This window comes from Sphingomicrobium marinum (assembly GCF_026157105.1).
In the GTDB taxonomy this organism is placed as follows: domain Bacteria; phylum Pseudomonadota; class Alphaproteobacteria; order Sphingomonadales; family Sphingomonadaceae; genus Sphingomicrobium; species Sphingomicrobium marinum.
In genome coordinates this window covers 711,761-730,084 of record NZ_JANPVQ010000001.1, presented here as the reverse complement: position 1 = coordinate 730,084, position 18,324 = coordinate 711,761, and the positions used below count along the sequence as shown (strand labels likewise).

Genomic DNA, 18,324 nt, shown 5'->3' with positions numbered 1-18,324 from the left:
ATGAATCTTTGCACAGCACGGACTCTGGCCCAAGGAAAAAATAGTCCGCGCCCCAAAAAAGTGAAGATTTGATTCATAATGGGACTGACCTGAGTCCAATTAGCCACAATTTAACAAAGGTTAGTAGCCCCGCGGACACGTTTTTCACTTTTGCATATTACCCTTCGCGCAATGCCGAAATGAGCCGTGACAGCAGGCCACCGCGCGATTTGCGCCGCGTAATCTCGCCCAGTGCAAGGTCGCCGTCATGCCCCGTGCCGCGACCGGCAAGTTGCGCCAGCCCCACCAGCGTCGCCGACGCCGGCCCCGCCAATGCGTCGGGCAGCCCGGACATCGTTTTGGGCTTGCCGAACCGCACGCTGCGCCCGAGCACGCCTTGCATATAGTCGTCGAGGTTCTTGAGTTCCGCACCGCCGCCGGTAATCACGACCTGCCCGCCGACAGGCCCCGAAAAACCGAGCGCCTTTAAGGCCGTATCGACCTCGGTGGCGATCTCCTCGATCCGGCCGCGAATGACTGTGACGAGCTGCGCGCGGCTGATCTTCTGCGATCCTGCGCCGCGTTCGGCGTCGATCATTTCGTGATTGTCGCGCGGGCTCTGCATCGCCGAACCATAGAAACACTTCATGCGCTCGGCATCGCGGCGCGGCACGCCGAACGCCATCGCGATATCCTCGGTGATGTCGCGCGCGCCAAGCGGGATCGACCGCAAGCCGACCAGCATCCCGCCCAGATGCAGCGAAACATTGGTGACATCCGCACCCAGTTCGACCAATGCGACGCCCAGATCCTGTTCGTCGTCGGTCAACACGGCCGCCGCTGCCGCGACCGGGGCCGCGACAATCGCGCCCACGCCAAGATGCGCTGACCGGATCACGGTATCGAGATTGCGCAGCGGCGCCTCGTCCGCGGCGATGACGTGGATATCGACCCCCAGCCTGCTGGCATGGAGACCGCGCGGGTTCTTCACGCCCTGCACCCCGTCAATCGTATAGAGCGCGGGATGCGCGTGGAGCACGACCTGCCCTTCGCGATCGATCGCGCCGCGCCCGGCATCGAGCAATTGCTTGATATCGCTGTCCTCGACCGGATGGCCGCCAAGTTCGACTTCGACGGTCGCGACGTCGCTCACCAGCCCGCCCGCGGCAAAGCTCGCCCAGACTTCCTCGACATTCACCCCGCTCATGCGCTCGGCAAGGTCGACGGCTTCGCGCACCGCGGTTTCGCTCAGGTCCATGTCGGTGATGTAGCCGCGCTTGACCCCGCGGCCTTCGCGCTGGCCCGAGCCGAGCACCTCGAGCCGACCGTCGTCATGCCGCCGCACGACCAGCGCGGAAACCTTCGATGACCCGATATCGAGCGCGGCGAAGAGCTGCGCGTCACTGACTGCCATTGGCGCCCTCTTCCCGATAGGTGTCGACGGGTTCGGGCATGCGCGCGATCGCCTGCCCTTCGATCCTGAGGTCGTAGCGTTTCACCCCGATGCCGAGCAGCGGATTGGCGCGGTCGTTGCGCATGAAAGCGGCAAGCGCATCGGAGGCGGCCTTTTCTCCTTCGGGCAAGGCAAGGATTTCGCCGGTGGCCACATTGAGATCCCAGCGCCGCGCGCCGACCCACCGCGCCGAGGCGAGCTGGCTTGCCAATGCAGGCTCGCGGTCCAAGATACGTTGCAATTGCGGATAGTTACGATTGGCGCCCGGCCCCAACAACAAGGGCAGGTCGGGCATTTCGGCGACCGGGACACGGCCCAGCACTACGCCTTCCTCGTCGACCAGCATCAACCGCTCGCCATCCTGCCACAAGGCCTTGGGTGTGCGTTCGACAATATCGATCACCAGCGTATCGGGATAGCGGCGCGAGACGCGCGCATCGCGGACGTAGCCAAAGTCCATCAGCTGGTCGCGCACGCCTTCGACATCGACCAACGGCAGCGCGGTTTCGCGTTCTTCAAGGGCGATGCGATAGACAGGATCGGGATCCATCGCGTCGATGCCGACAACGTCGACATTGTTCACCCGAAAGCCCAGCCCACCAAGCGCCGCGCCGACACTGCGCGCCGCGCTTTGCGGCACGCCCAGCACGAACAGGATCGCCACGCCGAAAATGATGAAAAATGCAATGATCGAGCCGCGCAGCAGCTTGTCCGCAGGCCCCTTGGGCTGCACCTTCTTCTTGCGCGTGGGCTTGCGCCCCATGGCACCTCGTTTGACCTTCCTTGCGCTCACCCCAGCGCCTCTTCGATCAGTCGCTCGACCAGTTCACCATAGCTGATGCCCTTGGCCGCGGCCTGCTCGGGCACGAGGCTGAGCGGTGTCATGCCAGGCTGCGTGTTGGTTTCGAGCAGGAACAGCCCGTCCATGCCGCGTGTCTCGTCCCAGCGGAAGTCGGAACGCGAGCAGCCTTTGCAGCCAAGCACGCGGTGCGCTTCGAGCGCGAGGTCCATCATGCGCTGCGCAATGTCATCGGAAACTTCGGCGGGACAGATATGCGTGGTCTGGCCGTCGGTATATTTATGGTCGTAGTCGTACCAGCCATTGTCGATGACCAGTTCGGTCACGCACAAGGCTTCATCGCCCAGCACCGCGACCGTCAGCTCGCGCCCCGCGATGAATTCCTCCGCCATCAGCCGATCAAATTCCTGCCACGGGCCCTTGGCCTGGGGTGAAATGGGCTGGCCGTAATTGCTGTCCTCGGTGACGATCGCGACACCGACCGAGCTGCCTTCATTGGCGGGTTTGAGCACATAAGGGCGCGGCAACGGGTCGCCTTCATAAAGGCTGGCGCTCTCCACCAGCTTGCCCGGCGGCATCGGAATGCCGTGCGGCTCGAGCACCGCCTTGGTGAGCTGCTTGTCGATGGCGACCGCCGACGTCGTGCAGCCCGAATGCGTATAGGAGATGCCCATCAGGTCGAGCATGCCCTGCACGCTCCCGTCTTCGCCCGGCGTCCCGTGCAAGGCATTGAACACGACATCGGGTTTGAGCTCGGCAAGCTTGGCCGCGACATCGCGATCCATGTCGAGACCGGTGACATTAGTATAGCCGCGCTCTTCCAGCGCCTTCACGACACCCTTGCCGCTCGACAGCGAAACTTCGCGTTCGGCCGACCAGCCGCCCATCAGGACGACGACATGAATGTCCTTGTTCACTTGCGTCCCACCCTCTGGATTTCCCATTCGAGCTCGACGCCCGAATGTTTCTTCACGCGTTCGCGCACTTCCTCGCCAAGCCCTTCAATGTCGGCGCTCGTTGCATCGCCGGTGTTGATGAGGAAGTTGCAATGTTTCTCGCTGACCTGCGCGCCGCCCTTCATCAGCCCGCGGCAGCCCGCCGCATCGACCTGCTCCCAGGCCTTGCCCTCGGGCGGGTTCTTGAAGGTCGAACCACCGGTCTTGGTGCGCACCGGCTGCGAATTCTCTCGCGCTTCCTGGATGCGATCCATCTCCGCCTGGATGGCGTCGGGCTCGCCCGGTTCGCCGCGAAACACCGCGCTTACCACGATCGCGCCTTCGGGCAGTTCGCTGTGGCGATAGGAATAGCCGAATTGCTGATTGTTCCAGGTCGACAGCTCGCCGTCCCGCGTGACGATGTCGGCCTCGACGAGGATCTCGCAAGTCTCGCGCCCGTAAGCGCCGCCGTTCATGCGCACGAAGCCGCCAACCGTACCCGGGATCGAGCGCAGGAATTCCAACCCCGCGATCCCCGCATCGCGGGCCTTGGACGACACCAGCACCCCGTGCGCTCCGGCACCGCAACGCAGCGTGACATCGTCGATTAGCTCGACCTGCGCAAAAGCCTTGCCAAGCTTGACCACCACGCCCGGCACTCCGCCGTCGCGAATGATCATGTTGGACCCCAGCCCCAATCCCATGACCGGCACATCGGAATCGAGTTCGCGCAAGAAAGCGCGCAGATCGTCGAGGTCCGCGGGCTCGAATAGCCAGTCGGCATTGCCGCCCGACTTAAACCACACCAGTTTCTTGAGCGGCGCATCCTGCGTCAGCTTGCCGCGTACCTTGGGCATACTCATTTGGACGCGCGTGCCTCCTTGATTCCGGCCTCGAGGTTCGCCGCCCAGCGCGTAATGTCGCCCGCGCCCATGCACAGGACGATATCGCCCTTCGCGGCAATATCGCGCAAGGCGAGCGCGAGGTCGGCCTCATCCTCCACGGTGTGCACCATGCGGTGCCCGCGCGCCTTGATCCCATCGGCAAGCGCTGCGGCATCGACGCCTTCGATCGGCTCTTCGCCAGCCTCGTAGACAGGCGTGACCATCACGATATCGGCCTCGTTGAAGGCGTTCTGGAAATCGTCCATCAGGTCGTGGAGGCGCGAATAACGGTGCGGCTGCATGACCGCGATGACGCGGCCTTCATCCTGTCCAGACACCGCCTCGCGCGCCGCCTTGAGCACTGCGGTGATTTCCACCGGATGGTGCGCATAATCATCGATGATGATCGCGCCATCGACCTCGCCGACCTTGGTGAAGCGGCGCTTGACGCCATCGAACGTCTCGAACCCCGAGGCCACCGCGGCATCGCTCATGCCCAGCTCCATGCCCACCGCGATCGCGGCCAGCGCGTTTTGCACATTATGCTTGCCCGGCATCGGCAGTTCGACGTCCGCGATCGTGCGCGAATTCCCGTCGCGATCGGTCACCACCACGTCAAAGGTCGAATGGCCGCCCGACGTGCGCACGTTTTCGGCGCGAACGTCGGCCTGCGCGGAAAAGCCATAGGTCTGGATACGGCGATCCTTGATCCGGCTGATCACGTTCTGCACTTCGGAATGATCGATGCACATCACCGCAAGCCCGTAAAAGGGCACATTCTCGATGAACTGTGCGAAGGCATCCTTCACCGCGTCGAAGCTGCCATAATGTTCGAGATGTTCGGGATCGATGTTGGTCACCACCGCCACGGTGCCGTCCAATCGCAAGAAACTGCCGTCGCTCTCGTCGGCCTCGACCACCATCCAGTCGGATTTGCCGAGCCGCGCGTTCGATCCATAGCGATTGATGATCCCGCCATTGATGACGGTGGGCTCGATGCCGCCATGATCGAGCATCGCCGCGATCATCGACGTAGTGGTCGTCTTGCCGTGCGTACCCGCGACCGCGACGGTCGCCTGCATGCGCATCAGTTCGGCCAGCATCTCGGAGCGTTTGACCAGCGGCAGGCGCTTTTCGATCGCCGCCTCGACCTCGGGATTGCCGCGCGAGATCGCGGTCGAGCAGACCACCACCGCCGCATCGCCGAGATTTTCGGCCTTTTGCCCGATCGCCACTTCGATCCCCTTGGATCGAAGCTTCTCGATCACCGGGCTTTCCTTGATGTCGCTGCCCTGCACCGAATAGCCGAGCTGGTGCATCACCTCGGCAATCCCCGACATGCCGATGCCGCCGATGCCGACGAAGTGGATCGTCCCGATTTCGCGTCCGAGCGCCTTCATGCGGGCACTCCGCGCGACGGCACCGGACGCTGCGGCGACACGACGGGATCGGTCGGCAGCGGATTGTCGCCGGCACCGACGCGCTCGACGAGATCGGCAAGGTCCTTGGTCGCATGCGGCCGCCCCACCGACAGCGCGCGGCCTGCAGCGGTCGAAAGCGTTTCGGGATCGGTCACGACTTCCGCGATCTGGCGCGCCAATACGCCCGGCGTAAGGTCGGCCTGCCTGATCATGCGTGCGCCGCCCGCTTTCGCCATTTCCATCGCGTTCGCGGTCTGGTGATCGTCGGCTGCGGTCGGGAGCGGAATGAGGATCGCAGGCCGTCCCGCCACCGCCAGCTCGGCGATCGTCGAGGCACCGGCGCGCGCGATGATGAGATGCGCATCGCCGATCCGCTTGGGCATGTCCTCGATATAGGTCATCACTTCGGCCGGAATGTCGAGATCGACATAGGCCTGCCGGACGGCTTCGAGGTCTTCGGGACGGCACTGGTGCACTACGTTCAACCGGTGGCGCAGTGCCTCGTCCATTTCGCCGAGCGCGCGCGGAATGAATTCGCCAAGGATCGACGCGCCCTGGCTGCCGCCGGTGATCAGCAGGTGAAGCGGCCCGCCTTCTTCGACCGTGGGATAAGCGATCTCGCCCAGCCGCTGCACTTCGACGCGTACAGGGTTGCCCACCAGCACTGCCTTCTTGGGATCGAGCCGCTGCACGTTTTTGTAGGCGGTCGCGACCGCCTTGGCCTTGCGCGCCAGCGCCCGGTTCACGCGGCCGAGCACTGCATTCTGTTCGTGCAGCAGGGTCGGCACGCCGATACGGTTGGCGGCAAGGCAGCCCGGCATCGCCGGATAACCGCCAAACCCCACGACCACATCGGGCGGAAATTCCTCGTACAGCGCCTTGGCCGCCTTGGTGCCCTTGTAGACGCCCCACAGCGTCTTGATCGGTCCCAGCAGCCCGCCTTCGAGGCGCCCCGCGGGCAGCACGCGCACCTCGACATCGTCGAAGATGCCCGGGATCTGCGCGCCGCGCTTGTCGGTGACCAGCATCACGCCGTGCCCGCGTCGCTTGAGCTCTTCGGCGAGCGCATGCGCCGGGACCATATGTCCGCCCGTTCCGCCGGCGGCGAGGGTGACATTCATGTGGCGCTCCATTTCACGACATAGGGACTGCGGTTGAGATAGGGATTGGCGCGCGTGAAGGCGAGCAACAGCCCCATCATGATCGACAGCGCGATCATGGACGAACCGCCATAGGAAATGAAGGGCAGCGTCATGCCTTTCGACGGGGCGATCTGCACGTTGACCGCCATGTTGATGAAAGCCTGCAGTCCGAACATGATGACGAGGCCCGAGGCCGCGAGGATGGTGAAGCGATCGTCCTCATCGAGCAGTTTGATCAGCACCCGGGCGACGATGCCGAGGTAAAGCAGTGCGATGATCAGGCAGGCGATCAGCCCAAATTCTTCGCCGATTACGCTGAAAATATAATCGGTCTGCGGTTCGGGCAGCGTGAACTTGCGTGTCCCCGCCCCCGGCCCGAGCCCGAACAGCCCGCCCGCGGTGAGCGTCGCCATGGCGTTGCTTGTCTGGAAATTGTCGCCCTCGCCGAACAGGAAGGCATCGATACGCGCGGTCGCGACATCGTAGAAGAAATAGGCCGCGATGATGCCCACGACGCCGAGCACGGCCAACGCGCCAAGGATGCGCACGTTGGCACCCGACAGCGCGAACAACGCGACCCAGACGGCAGCAAACAAAACGGTTGTCCCGAAATCGGGCTGCATCATAAGCAAGGCGCAAATGACCGCCAGCCACGCTCCGGTGATGAGCGCGCCGGGCACCTTTTTGAGACTGAATATCCAGGCGATGGCGACGATGTAGAAGGCCTTGAGAAACTCCGACGGCTGGAAGCGCGATATGCCAAGGTCGAGCCAGCGCTGCGCGCCGTTGGTCTCTGATCCGATAAACGGCACCAGCGCCAACGCGACGAACAGGATGCCTGCGCCAATCAGGCTCCAGCGCTTGGCTTTTTCACGGCTCATCATCGATACGATCAGCATGATCGGAATGCTCACCGCCAGCCACATCAGCTGGCGCGTAAAGAAGTAGAGTTCGGGCACGCGCACATCGCCGCCCGAATAGCGTTCCGCCGCCGCCGGCGATGCCGCCGCCACCGCGATCAGTCCAATGCCGATCAGCGCCGCCAGCATCAGCAGGAGGACCTTGTCGACCTCCCAGAACCATCGCCCCAGTTCGGAGCGGTCGGCGCGGCCATAACGCGTCTTGGGCGGGGCGAATTTCATAGCGCCTCCACCGCAGCGCGGAAGGCTTCGCCGCGCTTCTCGAAGTCGGAAAACTGGTCGAAGCTGGCGCACGCGGGCGAGAGGAGCACGACATCTCCTTCCTTCGCATCTTGTGCCGCCAATTTCACTGCGTTGCCCACGGTCTCACACTGTAGAGTCTCGACCTTTCCGGACAAGAGTCTTTCAAACAATTCAGCACTTTCGCCGATCAGATAGGCCTTGGTGACATGGCCGAGCTGCGCCTCGAGTTCATCGAGTGTTTCGGTCTTCGCCTGCCCGCCCACGATCCAGCGGATATTCTCATAGGCCGCCAGTGCGGGCGCACTGGCCGCCGGATTGGTGCCCTTTGAATCGTTGACGAACAGCACGCCATCCTTCTCGGCGACAATCTCCATGCGATGCGGCAGGCCGGGAAAGCTTGCCAGGCCCTGTTCGATCTGTCCCCGCTCCAGCCCAAGCGCCGAGCATGCCATGACGGCGGCGATGGCATTCTGCGCATTATGCGGGCCCTGGAGCGCCGGAAAATGCTCCTGCCACCTGACGAAATCTCGGTAGGGTTCTGCCTCGACGTCAGGCCCTTCGATGGCCACTCCCTTTGATTGCATCTCGAACAGGCGCATCTTGGAGGCGCGGTACTTTTCAAAATCACCGTCATACCGATCGAGATGGTCGGGCGTGATGTTGAGCAATACCGCCACCTCGCAATCGAGGCTCTGCGTGATGTCGATCTGGTAGCTCGACAGTTCGAGCACATAGACCCCGCCTTCGGGGAGCGGGTCGATCGAGAGGATGGGTTCGCCGATATTGCCGGCCGCGATGCTCGGCACGCCGGCCTCGCGCAAGACATGATCGATCAGCGCTGTCGTCGTCGACTTGCCGTTGGTGCCGGTAATACCGACGACGGCATGGCCCGGCAGCGCATCGCGGCAACGGGCGAACAATTCCACATCGCCGATAATCTCGGCGCCTGCCACGCGTGCCTTCTCGGCGATGGGATGACGGTTGATGGGAACGCCGGGGGAGACGACAAGGCTATCGTAGCCCTCCAGCCCCTGTTTCACGAAATCGATGCGCTGGGCGAAGGGGTTCGCCTTTGCACGCGCGTCTTCATTATCGTCCCAGCAGGCCACCTCGCAGCCCGCCTTGACCAGCGCATCGACACTCGCCAGCCCCGAGCGCGCGAGCCCGTACACCGCATAGCGTCTGCCCCGCCAGGCGGTGCAGGCAATCACCGCAGCTTGAGGGTGCTGAGACCCGCCAGCGCCAGCACGAAGCTGATGATCCAGAAGCGGATGACGACGGTGGGTTCGGACCAACCCATCTGTTCGAAATGATGGTGGATCGGCGCCATCTTGAAAATGCGCCGCCCGGTCCGCTTGTAAAAGAAGACCTGCAGGATAACGCTAACCGCTTCGAGCACGAACAGCCCGCCGATTATGGCGAGCACGAATTCGTGGTGCGTCGCCACCGCGACCGCGCCGATGGCACCGCCCAGCGCAAGGCTACCCGTATCGCCCATGAAGACGGCCGCCGGCGGCGCGTTGAACCATAGGAATGCGAGCCCTGCGCCGACGATGGCCAGCAGCAATACGGTCAGGTCGCCAACGCCCAGCACGTTGGGGATGCCAAGATATTCGGCGAAAATAGCGTTGCCCACAAGGTACGCGATCAGCGAGAAAGCCATGCAGGCGATGATGACCGGCATTGTCGCCAACCCGTCGAGCCCGTCGGTCAGGTTCACCGCATTGCCGAACGCCACGATCACGAAGGCGCCGAATGCGATATAGCCCCATCCAAGATCGATCACCGGCCCCTGCACGAACGGCAAATAAAGCTCCGTTCCGCTGATGCGCGTCATCGCCCAGGTGGCAAAACCCGCAATGGCGAATTCCAGCACCAGCCGCATCTTTGCCGATACGCCCTTGTGGCTGGCCTTCTTGACCTTGTCATAGTCGTCCATGAAGCCGATCGCGGCAAACCCCAGCATCACCAGCAGGCAGGCCCAGACATAGGGATTGGACAGGTCCATCCACAGCAGCACCGAAACGGTCACGCTGATCAGGATCAGCAAGCCGCCCATCGTCGGCGTCCCGCGCTTGGCAAGGTGCGACTGCGGCCCGTCGGCGCGGATCGGCTGGCCCTTGCCCTGCTTCTTGCGCAGCCAGTTGATGAATCGTGGACCCAGCAGCAGCCCGATGAGCAATGCCGTCCCCGTCGCGGCACCGGCACGAAACGTGATGTAGCGGATGAGGTTGAGCGGGCCGACGAAGTCCAGCCATTCGGCAAGTATGTAGAGCATTATGCGCTGCCCCCTGCCAGCTTATCGACTAGTTTGCCAAGCCCCATGGAATTGGAGGCCTTGACGAGTATCGCATCGCCGGGCCGGATCACCGTTTCCGTTAATCCGATGGCGGCGTCGGTATTTTCGACATGGTGGACCGTGATCTGGCCATCGAGCGCGGCGAACAGCGGCGCCGTTTCCGCGCCGACCAGAATTGCCTTTTCAACGCCTGCTGCGATCACATGGGCGGCGAGTTCGGCATGCAATCGCGCGCTTTGTTCGCCCAATTCCTTCATCGTGCCGAGGATCGCGACCTTGCGGCCCTGTTCGCTGGCAAGGCTTTTGAGCGTCGCTGCCATGCTGGCCGAATTGGCGTTGTAGCTTTCATCGATCAGCAGCGCCTCGCCTTCGCCGACCTTGATCCTATGCCGCGCACCGCGGCCTTTCAGCCCGCCAAGTTCAGCCAGCGCGAGGCCAGCCACCGCAACATCGCCGCCCGCCGCCTCAACCGCCGCGAGAACGGCTAGCGAGTTGGTTACCCAGTGATCGCCCGGCTGGCGCATCGTGTAGGTCAGCCTGCCGCCGCGCAGCCGCGCGGTGATCAGCGTGCCCCCGCCGCTTGCCGGGGCCTGGTTGAGCGGCGCGACATCGGCCTCGCCCGACCCGAAGGTCATGATGGTGCGGGCATGGCGCTTGGCTTTTTTGATGAGCTGGTCGCTATAGGGCGTGTCTTCGGGAATGATGGCAACGCCGTCACCCACGAGACCCTCGAAGATTTCTGCCTTGGCGTCGGCGATCGCCTCCATCGAGCCCAGATTCTCGATATGGGCGGGCGCGATCGCGGTGATTAGCGCGATGTGCGGGCGGGCAAGGCGTGTCAGAGCAGCGATCTCGCCCGAATGGTTCATTCCCATTTCGAATACGGCGAATTTCACGTCGCGCGGGCATCGAACGAGGCTCAGCGGCACGCCCGTATGATTGTTGTAGCTTTTGACCGAGCGATGCGCCTTGCCGCGGCTGCTTCGATCGAGTGCCGCGTAAAGCGCTTCCTTGGTCGAGGTCTTGCCGACCGACCCGGTGACACCGATCACTACCGCATCATCAGAGAGCCGGTCGCGCGCTGCGCTGGCCAGCGCATCGAGTGCTGTCGTGACATCGACGACCAGCACATGGGGCCCGTCGACAGTTTTTGATACCAGCGCGCCGTGCGCGCCCTTTTCGAAAGCGCCTGCGACGAAATCATGCCCGTCATGCGCGGTGCCCGGCATCGCAATAAACAGGTCGCCCGGCTCGACTTCGCGGCTGTCGAAGGTCGCGCCATCGACCACGAAGTCGCCATGGACGGTGCCGCCCGTGGCTTGGGCGATCTCGGCGGCGGTCCACAGCGTCACGCCGCTTCCTCCCGCGCCACTTCGACATCGTCGAAGGGCAGCGTTCGATCGCCGATGATCTGGCCCTGTTCATGCCCCTTGCCCGCCAGCAACACGATGTCGCCCGCGCGTGCCTCGTGGATGGCCGCGGCAATCGCTTCACGCCGGCCACCGATCTCAGTGGCATCAGGCGCACCCTGCATGACCTGCGCGCGGATCGTCGCGGGATCCTCGCCGCGCGGATTGTCGTCGGTGACGATGACGAGGTCCGAACCTTCGGCGGCCACTTCACCCATCGGCGCGCGTTTGCCGATATCGCGGTCGCCGCCCGCGCCGAAGACGGTGATCAGCCGCCCTTCAACATGCGGACGCAGCGCCGCAATCGCAGCCTCAAGCGCGTCGGGCGTGTGGGCGTAATCGACATAGACGGGCGCACCCTTACGCGTGATGACAGCGCGCTCGAGCCGGCCGCGCACCGGCGACACGCGTCCCATCGCCGAAAAGATCTTGTCCCAGCGACCACCCGCCGCCAGCGCGATCCCCGCGGCGACCATGACATTATTGGCCTGGTACGCGCCAATGAGCGGCAGTTTGAGCAAATGCTGGATCCCGTCATGGGTAATGCTGAGCGCCTGCCCGAGCGGCGTCGAACGCCGTTCGCCGAGCCGTATGGTGTCGCCGCGCTCACCCACAGTGAACAGCTTGAGGCCGCGCTGCTTGGCGCGGGCGATGACTTCATCGGACTTGGGATCGTCGGTCCATACGACGGCCGAGCCATCGACGTCCACGACCTCGTCGAACAGACGCATCTTGGCCGCGAAATAGGACTCCATGTCGCCATGATAATCTAGGTGATCGCGCGAGAAATTGGTGAAGGCCGCGACCTGCACCGGCACCCCTTCGGCGCGATACTGGTCGAGACCGTGCGATGACGCTTCATAGGCAAGGTGCGAGATGCCCATGCGCTTGAGCCCCGCAACATTGTTGAGGAAGGTAACGATATCGGGCGTCGTCAGCCCGGTCTTCACCTGGTCCTCGCCCGTCGTCACGCCCAGCGTTCCGATCGAGGCGGCGCGATACCCGCACATGCGCCAGATCTGGCGGCTCATTTCCACCGTCGACGTCTTGCCGTTGGTCCCCGTTACCGCGGCGACCGTCTCGGGATAGGGCGCGTAATATCTTGCCGCCAGTTCGGCGAAGGTCTTACGAACATTGTCGCTTTCGATGCGAAACGCCTTGCCGGTGGGCACGTGCTTACGCGTTACCACGGCGACCGCGCCGCGCTTGACCGCTTCTTCGATGAAGTCTTCGCCGTTGAACTTGGCCCCGCGGAAGGCGCCGAAGATATTGCCTTCGGTCACCTTGCGATGATCGATGGCAAAGCCGGTTACAGTTACGTCGCTCCCTCGCCGGACGAGGTCGTGCAGTTTCAAATTGTTACTCCTCGGAAAAGAGGAAAGGCAGAACGCTGTCGAGATCGGGTTCGCGATTCTCGTCAGGCCGCACCCCGAGCATCGGTGCGATCCGGCTGATAGTACCGCTCACCACGGGCGCAACATTCCAACCCGCCGTACGGAAGCCGAACGTTTCCTTGGTGCCTTTGGGTTCATCGAGCATCACCACGATCACATAGCGCGGTTCATCCATCGGGAAAACGCCTGCGAACGTCGTGATAACGGTCGTTTTGGAATAGCGCCCGTTGATGAGCTTTTCAGCCGAACCGGTTTTGCCGCCAACGCGATATCCGGGCGCATCGGCCTTGCGCCCCGTGCCCTCGGTCACGACCATGCGCAGCAGCGCGCGCATTTTGTAGCTGGTGTCCTCGCTGAAAACGCGCGTGCCATCGGCCACCGGATGCTGGGGACCGACCTTCAGGATCGTCGGCTGGCGGTGGATGCCGCCATTGAGCAAGGCTGCATAGCCCGCCGCCAGATGCAACGGCGTTACCGCGATCGAGTGGCCAAAGCCTACTGTCGCGGTGTCCATCTCGGTCCATTCCTTGGGATAGAGCGTGCGACCCTGCTCGGGCAGCTCATGGCCAAGGCGATCGAGGAAGCCCATCTTGTCGAGGAAGGCGCGCTGCCGCTCGGCACCCAGTTGCATCGCGATTTGCGCGGTGCCCACGTTGGAGCTTTCCTGCATGATTTCAGCGACCGAACAGGCGCGCCCGAACGGGTGCGTATCGCCGATCGATCGGTTGCCGACCTGCAATTTCTTGGGGCACGGATACATCTGCCCGAAGCCCTTCACGATACCCGCATCCATCGCCATGGCGACGGTGAACGGTTTGAAGGTCGAGCCAAGTTCGTAGACGCCAAGGCTGGCGCGATTGAAGCGCTCATCCGGGCTGCCCTCACCCGCCACATTGGGGTTGAGCTGGGGCAGCGATGTCAGCGCCAGCACTTCGCCAGAATGGATATCCATGATGACGCCGGCGGCGCCGATGGCCGAATATTTTTCCATCGCGCCGGCCAGTTCGGCCTTGAGCGCCTGCTGGATGCGGCTCGAAACCGACAGTTCTAGAGGCGCGCCGCGTGTCTTGGCGTCGGTCAGGTAATCGTCGAACGCGCGCTCGGCGCCGGCGACGCCGTTGCCGTCGACGTCGGTATAGCCGATGACGTGCGCAGCGAGCGCGGTTTGCGGGTAAAGGCGATCGGGCTCGCGGGTCAGTTGGACGCCGGGTTCGCCCAGCGCATTGACCGCCTCGACGATACCGGGGCTGGCGCGGCGGCGCAGATAGACGAACTTCTTGTCGCCCGTGAGCAGCTCGTAATAATCCGCTTCGTCGCGTTCGGGCATGAGGCGCGCGAGTTCGCGGGCAAGGTCAAGCTTGTTACCGATCACGCGGGGCGGCTGGATGGCGATCGTCCACGCATCGATGGTGCGGGCCAGCGTCTCACCATCGCGATCGACGATGTCGCCGCGCGCCGGGATGTAAGCCTGCGGTCCGCCCGCGCCATTGGCACCGTCGTCGAACACAGCCAGCCAGCCGATCCGCAGCACGATGGCTGCGATGCAGGCTGCGAACAGGATCAGTCCGATCATCAGCCTTTGGTGCAACACGGCCAGCACCCGCCGCTTCTGCCCGACTAGCTGCAGTCTCTCAGGGCTCGCGACAAGGGCGGGCATCGGCGCGTTCATGGCTGCGTCGGTTCTTCCCCAGGCGTGATGAAGTCAAAGCCGTCGTCGACCTTGCTGCTTGGCAAGGGTGCCAGCGGATCGGCGGGTTCGGCGAGCCTTGCCGTCTTGACCGGCCGCGGCGACAGCTTCCGGTCGTCAAGCGACGCCTGCACGACCATGTCCTGAAGACCGCGTCCATTATCCTCGTCGACGTCGGGCTTGCGCGCCGAGGCGAGAATGACCGGCGCGTCGGGCGCAATATCCTTGCGCGGCTTGATCAGCGTGGCGAGCTGGAAGCTGCCGTCGAGAAACTGGTCGGCGTCCGGCGCTTCGAGCTGGAGGAAACCGGCGTTCCATTTTTCCAGCTGCGACAGGCGGCCGCGCGTCCCGATCTCGGTCTCGAGCTCGCGGATATCGCGGGTGACCATCGCGATGTCGCGCTCGATCCGTTCGAGCTGGGCGCGTTCGGACGCGACCTGCAGCGACACGAGGTAGCAGGACAGTGCGGCGGCGAGCACACCGCCCGTCCACAGGATGGGACCGAAGCCGCGCATCACGCCGCCTCCTTCTGGTCCCACGCGGGCGCATCGGTGCGGACTGCGCTACGCAGTCGCGCCGATCGCGCGCGCGGGTTGCGGGCCAGCTCGTCTGCGTCGGGGGAGACGGGCTTGGCAACTTGCTTGAAGCTTGGCGTGGGCCCGGGGGTCGCGGCGGGACGATGCCGCGACCCCTGGGGCAGGTTCCCGCTGCGGGCTTGCAGGAACCGCTTTACGATTCGGTCTTCAAGGGAATGGAAGGTCACGACGGCCAGGCGACCACCGGGCTTCAAAATGCGTTCGGCCGCGCGCAGCCCCGCCTCGAGCTCGTCGAGCTCGGCGTTCAGGTGGATGCGGATGGCCTGGAACGTGCGGGTCGCCGGGTCGGTCTTCATGCCCGGATGGTGACCCAGCGCCTTGCGGACGACATCGGCAAGCTCGCTGGTCCGCGTCAGCGGGCGGGCGCGCACGATCGCCCCGGCAACGCGGCGCGCGCGCGGCTCTTCGCCATAGGTCTTGATGACGCGGGCGATCTCGGCCTCGTCGGCATGGTTGAGAAAATCGGCGGCGGTTTCGCCGGCCTGGCTCATGCGCATGTCGAGCGGCCCGTCTTCCCTGAAGGAGAAGCCGCGATCGGCTTCGTCGATCTGCATCGAGGATACGCCGATATCGAGCACCACGCCGTCGACCTTTTCGTCGACCGCCTCATCCATGCGCGAAAATTCGATCTGGATCAGATCGAGCTGGTCACTGGGGACGCGCGAACGGCCTGCTTCAATCGCTGCAGGGTCTCGATCCAAGCCGATCACGCGTCCCGCCCCCGCTCCGAGGAGCTCCTTCGTGTAACCGCCGGCACCAAATGTGCCGTCCACGATTACAGCGTCTTCGATAGGGGAGAGCGCCCGGACCACCGGGTCGAGAAGCACAGGGATATGTGGTGGCCGGACGCTCATTCGGTAATCCCCCGTTCGCTCATGCGGAAACGGGCGATGTCCTTCATATCCTCGGGGATGCGTTCGTCCTCGAGGAAAAGGGTGGGATTCCAGATCAGGAAGGTTTCGCCGGTGCCGACGAAGAGCGCGAGATCCTCGATCTTGCCCTTCATCTTCATCATCGGCGGGATCACGATGCGACCCGACTTGTCATAAGAGACGTCCTCGCTTGCGCCAAAGGCCATCATGTTGGCCATGGCAGTATCGAGGTCGGAGCCGATCGCGGTTTCGGTCTTTTCGGCGCGGCGCTCCATCTTGGCGTGCTTGGTGGCAGCGTGGCCGGGATCGTAAGCTTCAAGGCAGGGCAGCAGTGCGTGCTTGGCAAGAACGATGGCGCGGGCATCGCCGCGACGCTCGACCACACTGCGCAGGAAGGCAGGCAGTGAGACGCGCCCTTTGGCGTCTACTGCGTTAAGCGCACTTCCCTGGAACAGATGGTCCACTTGCTCTCCCCGCTTCGGGCGCAAGGCAAAGCTTCCCTGTCTCCGGGTGAGCGGCATCGCCGCCCGAACCGAACCCATTCATCGAGAAACGGATTGCCCCGCGCTTCCAACGGAATGTGAGTAACCCACGTTGCCGCGGATTTCAATGCCATTTCATGCCATTTTGTGGGTTTTCGTGACTCTTGGCGGTTTTCTGCGCCTTTTGGCGGGCCCAAAATGGGGCGTGCGTGCCCGTTCAACCGGTTGAGAACCCTGTGGATAACTCTGTTGGAAAGAAAAATTGCCGCGACTCGGCGTGAGCCGGGACTAGAGCCGGGCGAGTTGCGCCATAAGGAAGGGAATATTACCCTCGATCGGCCCATCGAGCCCGCCTTCGCCGACCATGATGAAGTCCGCATCGGCAATGATCAGCGCCGTGCCCTCGCCAATCGAGCACAGCGCGACGAGCCCGTCGCATTCGACGCCGCAAGCCTCCCTGGTCGCTGTCAATCGCCCACGCGCGCCGAACAGGACCGCGCTGTCCCCGTCACCCATCAATTCGGGGCCCGTTGTGTCGGGGCCTTCCAGCATAACGCCCCAGTGACCGAGCAGCCCGGTGTCCGGGAACGCAAAGAGCGGTCGCCGCCGGTCGCCCAGCGGTAAGGCGGATTCCCACAACAAACGCGGATCGGCGAGCAGCAGGACGCGGCCGCCTGCCCTGACCCATTCGTCAAGCTCGACCAGTCCCTCGGCAGTCTGCGCGGGCGCATGCGCCATCAGCAGCACATCCGCGCCATCGAGACTGGTCGCATCTGCCGCTGCGATCAGTCGCACCGCGTATCGCGTCTCCAGCGCATCCAGCACCGGTGAACCACTCGACTCGAGCGAAAAACCATCTTCGGGAAAGGCCAGCGGCAGGCTGGTCAGCAAGGCAAGTGTCGGCGCTTCGGCCTCGACGTTGGTCGCTGCTGGCTGCGAATCTTCGGCAGGCGGCGCATCGCACCCTGCGAGCGCCAGCAACAAGGCGGCAATTACTCTCACTCTTCGACGATACCCTCGCGTGCGCCGCCTTCGGCAAGATCGTCGCGCAGCGCGTCGGTCAGCGCGCCGTCCTTTTCGTCGACAGCCTTGTCAGGCTCGGTCGGGGCCGGGGCCTGGCGCGGCGCGGCACCGATTTCCTCCAGCGGATCGGCCGGCGGCGCTGCTTCGTCGGCCAGCTTTTCCTCGACCGGATCGGCAGCGTCGCGCCCTTGCTCCGTCAAGGCAGTGCCAAGGATTACCAGCAGGAAGACGAACGCCAGCCCGGTGATACCGATGCGAATGCGCTGGTTGCGTTCCTGGCTGGCGGTCATGACACCTTCTTCTGCTCCACGGTGGGACGTCCACCGATATTAGGCTTGATTTTCAATGCTGCAATCGCGAAAAGCCGCCCCCATGAAGAAGCAGCTCCTTATCGCGCTGGTCGCGGCCCCCATGATCGCCGCCTGCCAGCAGTCCGAACCCGAGGTCGTCGAACAATATGATCCGATGGCAGACGATCTTGCCAATGCGGCACCCGTGGACATCAACAGCGTCCCCATGGCTGTCGGCTCCGACGATTATCGCTGCTCGGGTAGCAACCTGCTACTGCGCATCGATTTCATCCGCACCGGCGACCAGATGACGGCGCGCGTAACGCCCGCCGGCGGCGACGGCGCGACGCTCACCGAAACCTCGCCCGGCGTGTATACGTCCGAAGGCAACAGCCTCAACGGCACGCCCGAAAGCGATACGATCACCTTCAACGGCGCGTCCTGCACCCGCTAGCGCTGGACGCAGGTCTGAAAAACCAAACCCCCGGCACCACGC

At 63.7% G+C, this 18,324-nt stretch carries 18 protein-coding genes; 1 reads left to right on the top strand and 17 read right to left on the bottom strand.

Features of this window, described 5'->3' with window-relative positions; translation table 11 throughout:
- Positions 1-157: 157 nt before the first annotated feature.
- The 17 genes from ftsA to NUX07_RS03600 all read right to left on the bottom strand — a co-directional run bounded on the left by ftsA (position 158) and on the right by NUX07_RS03600 (position 17,828).
- Entirely contained in the window at positions 158-1,393 is a 1,236-nt protein-coding gene (gene ftsA, locus NUX07_RS03680; protein ID WP_265528923.1) for a cell division protein FtsA, read from the bottom strand.
- A complete protein-coding gene (locus NUX07_RS03675) occupies positions 1,380-2,195 on the bottom strand; it encodes a cell division protein FtsQ/DivIB (RefSeq protein ID WP_265528922.1) in 816 nt (271 codons plus the stop codon). Before NUX07_RS03675 ends, ftsA begins: the two co-directional genes overlap by 14 nt.
- Positions 2,196-2,221: 26 nt before the next feature.
- Positions 2,222-3,148 (bottom strand): D-alanine--D-alanine ligase, encoded by a 927-nt coding sequence (locus tag NUX07_RS03670; protein ID WP_265528921.1) that lies wholly within the window; start codon positions 3,146-3,148, stop codon positions 2,222-2,224.
- Positions 3,145-4,023, bottom strand: a complete 879-nt coding sequence (gene murB / locus NUX07_RS03665; protein WP_407696158.1) for a UDP-N-acetylmuramate dehydrogenase — start codon at positions 4,021-4,023, stop codon at positions 3,145-3,147. Before murB ends, NUX07_RS03670 begins: the two co-directional genes overlap by 4 nt.
- A 2-nt stretch (positions 4,024-4,025) precedes the next feature.
- On the bottom strand, positions 4,026-5,450 hold the full coding sequence (murC, locus tag NUX07_RS03660; RefSeq protein ID WP_265528918.1) for a UDP-N-acetylmuramate--L-alanine ligase: 1,425 nt from the start codon (positions 5,448-5,450) through the stop codon (positions 4,026-4,028).
- The gene (gene murG / locus NUX07_RS03655) at positions 5,447-6,592 is read right to left on the bottom strand and encodes an undecaprenyldiphospho-muramoylpentapeptide beta-N-acetylglucosaminyltransferase (RefSeq protein ID WP_265528916.1); all 1,146 of its coding nucleotides are present in this window, start codon (positions 6,590-6,592) and stop codon (positions 5,447-5,449) included. The genes murC and murG overlap by 4 nt, the downstream gene beginning before the upstream one ends.
- A complete protein-coding gene (locus tag NUX07_RS03650) occupies positions 6,589-7,755 on the bottom strand; it encodes an FtsW/RodA/SpoVE family cell cycle protein (protein ID WP_265528915.1) in 1,167 nt (388 codons plus the stop codon). The genes murG and NUX07_RS03650 overlap by 4 nt, the downstream gene beginning before the upstream one ends.
- Positions 7,752-8,948: a Mur ligase family protein gene (locus NUX07_RS03645; RefSeq protein WP_322597184.1), complete on the bottom strand. Its 1,197-nt coding sequence runs from the start codon at positions 8,946-8,948 to the stop codon at positions 7,752-7,754. Before NUX07_RS03645 ends, NUX07_RS03650 begins: the two co-directional genes overlap by 4 nt.
- A gap of 35 nt (positions 8,949-8,983) precedes the next feature.
- Positions 8,984-10,054, bottom strand: a complete 1,071-nt coding sequence (gene mraY, locus NUX07_RS03640) for a phospho-N-acetylmuramoyl-pentapeptide-transferase (RefSeq protein ID WP_265528913.1) — start codon at positions 10,052-10,054, stop codon at positions 8,984-8,986.
- Positions 10,054-11,427, bottom strand: a complete 1,374-nt coding sequence (locus tag NUX07_RS03635; RefSeq protein ID WP_265528912.1) for a UDP-N-acetylmuramoyl-tripeptide--D-alanyl-D-alanine ligase — start codon at positions 11,425-11,427, stop codon at positions 10,054-10,056. Before NUX07_RS03635 ends, mraY begins: the two co-directional genes overlap by 1 nt.
- Positions 11,424-12,839, bottom strand: coding sequence for a UDP-N-acetylmuramoyl-L-alanyl-D-glutamate--2,6-diaminopimelate ligase (locus tag NUX07_RS03630; RefSeq protein WP_265528911.1), 1,416 nt, complete (start codon positions 12,837-12,839; stop codon positions 11,424-11,426). The genes NUX07_RS03635 and NUX07_RS03630 overlap by 4 nt, the downstream gene beginning before the upstream one ends.
- 4 nt (positions 12,840-12,843) lie before the next feature.
- Positions 12,844-14,451 carry a peptidoglycan D,D-transpeptidase FtsI family protein gene (locus tag NUX07_RS03625; RefSeq protein ID WP_265528909.1) on the bottom strand — a complete coding sequence of 536 codons (1,608 nt, stop codon included), beginning with the start codon at positions 14,449-14,451 and terminating at the stop codon, positions 12,844-12,846.
- Between the two features lie 92 nt (positions 14,452-14,543).
- The gene (locus NUX07_RS03620; protein WP_265528907.1) at positions 14,544-15,080 is read right to left on the bottom strand and encodes a hypothetical protein; all 537 of its coding nucleotides are present in this window, start codon (positions 15,078-15,080) and stop codon (positions 14,544-14,546) included.
- Positions 15,080-16,015: a 16S rRNA (cytosine(1402)-N(4))-methyltransferase RsmH gene (gene rsmH / locus NUX07_RS03615; RefSeq protein WP_265528905.1), complete on the bottom strand. Its 936-nt coding sequence runs from the start codon at positions 16,013-16,015 to the stop codon at positions 15,080-15,082. The genes NUX07_RS03620 and rsmH overlap by 1 nt, the downstream gene beginning before the upstream one ends.
- Positions 16,012-16,497 (bottom strand): division/cell wall cluster transcriptional repressor MraZ, encoded by a 486-nt coding sequence (locus tag NUX07_RS03610; protein WP_265528904.1) that lies wholly within the window; start codon positions 16,495-16,497, stop codon positions 16,012-16,014. The genes rsmH and NUX07_RS03610 overlap by 4 nt, the downstream gene beginning before the upstream one ends.
- 306 nt (positions 16,498-16,803) lie before the next feature.
- Entirely contained in the window at positions 16,804-17,517 is a 714-nt protein-coding gene (locus tag NUX07_RS03605) for a hypothetical protein (protein WP_265528902.1), read from the bottom strand.
- The gene (locus NUX07_RS03600; protein ID WP_265528901.1) at positions 17,514-17,828 is read right to left on the bottom strand and encodes a hypothetical protein; all 315 of its coding nucleotides are present in this window, start codon (positions 17,826-17,828) and stop codon (positions 17,514-17,516) included. The genes NUX07_RS03605 and NUX07_RS03600 overlap by 4 nt, the downstream gene beginning before the upstream one ends.
- A gap of 82 nt (positions 17,829-17,910) precedes the next feature.
- Between NUX07_RS03600 and NUX07_RS03595 the strand changes: the two genes are divergently transcribed.
- On the top strand, positions 17,911-18,282 hold the full coding sequence (locus tag NUX07_RS03595; RefSeq protein ID WP_265528899.1) for a hypothetical protein: 372 nt from the start codon (positions 17,911-17,913) through the stop codon (positions 18,280-18,282).
- Positions 18,283-18,324: the final 42 nt, after the last annotated feature.

What these genes read in the sequence shown, in the direction of transcription:
- ftsA (WP_265528923.1), bottom strand. Translation starts at nt 1,393, where the DNA reads ATGGCAGTCAGTGACGCGCAGCTCTTCGCCGCGCTCGATATCGGGTCA.
- NUX07_RS03675 (WP_265528922.1), bottom strand. Translation starts at nt 2,195, where the DNA reads ATGGGGCGCAAGCCCACGCGCAAGAAGAAGGTGCAGCCCAAGGGGCCT.
- murB (WP_407696158.1), bottom strand. Translation starts at nt 4,023, where the DNA reads ATGCCCAAGGTACGCGGCAAGCTGACGCAGGATGCGCCGCTCAAGAAA.
- murC (WP_265528918.1), bottom strand. Translation starts at nt 5,450, where the DNA reads ATGAAGGCGCTCGGACGCGAAATCGGGACGATCCACTTCGTCGGCATC.
- murG (WP_265528916.1), bottom strand. Translation starts at nt 6,592, where the DNA reads ATGAATGTCACCCTCGCCGCCGGCGGAACGGGCGGACATATGGTCCCG.
- NUX07_RS03650 (WP_265528915.1), bottom strand. Translation starts at nt 7,755, where the DNA reads ATGAAATTCGCCCCGCCCAAGACGCGTTATGGCCGCGCCGACCGCTCC.
- mraY (WP_265528913.1), bottom strand. Translation starts at nt 10,054, where the DNA reads ATGCTCTACATACTTGCCGAATGGCTGGACTTCGTCGGCCCGCTCAAC.
- NUX07_RS03625 (WP_265528909.1), bottom strand. Translation starts at nt 14,451, where the DNA reads ATGATCGGACTGATCCTGTTCGCAGCCTGCATCGCAGCCATCGTGCTG.
- NUX07_RS03620 (WP_265528907.1), bottom strand. Translation starts at nt 15,080, where the DNA reads ATGCGCGGCTTCGGTCCCATCCTGTGGACGGGCGGTGTGCTCGCCGCC.
- rsmH (WP_265528905.1), bottom strand. Translation starts at nt 16,015, where the DNA reads ATGAGCGTCCGGCCACCACATATCCCTGTGCTTCTCGACCCGGTGGTC.
- NUX07_RS03600 (WP_265528901.1), bottom strand. Translation starts at nt 17,828, where the DNA reads ATGACCGCCAGCCAGGAACGCAACCAGCGCATTCGCATCGGTATCACC.
- NUX07_RS03595 (WP_265528899.1), top strand. Translation starts at nt 17,911, where the DNA reads ATGAAGAAGCAGCTCCTTATCGCGCTGGTCGCGGCCCCCATGATCGCC.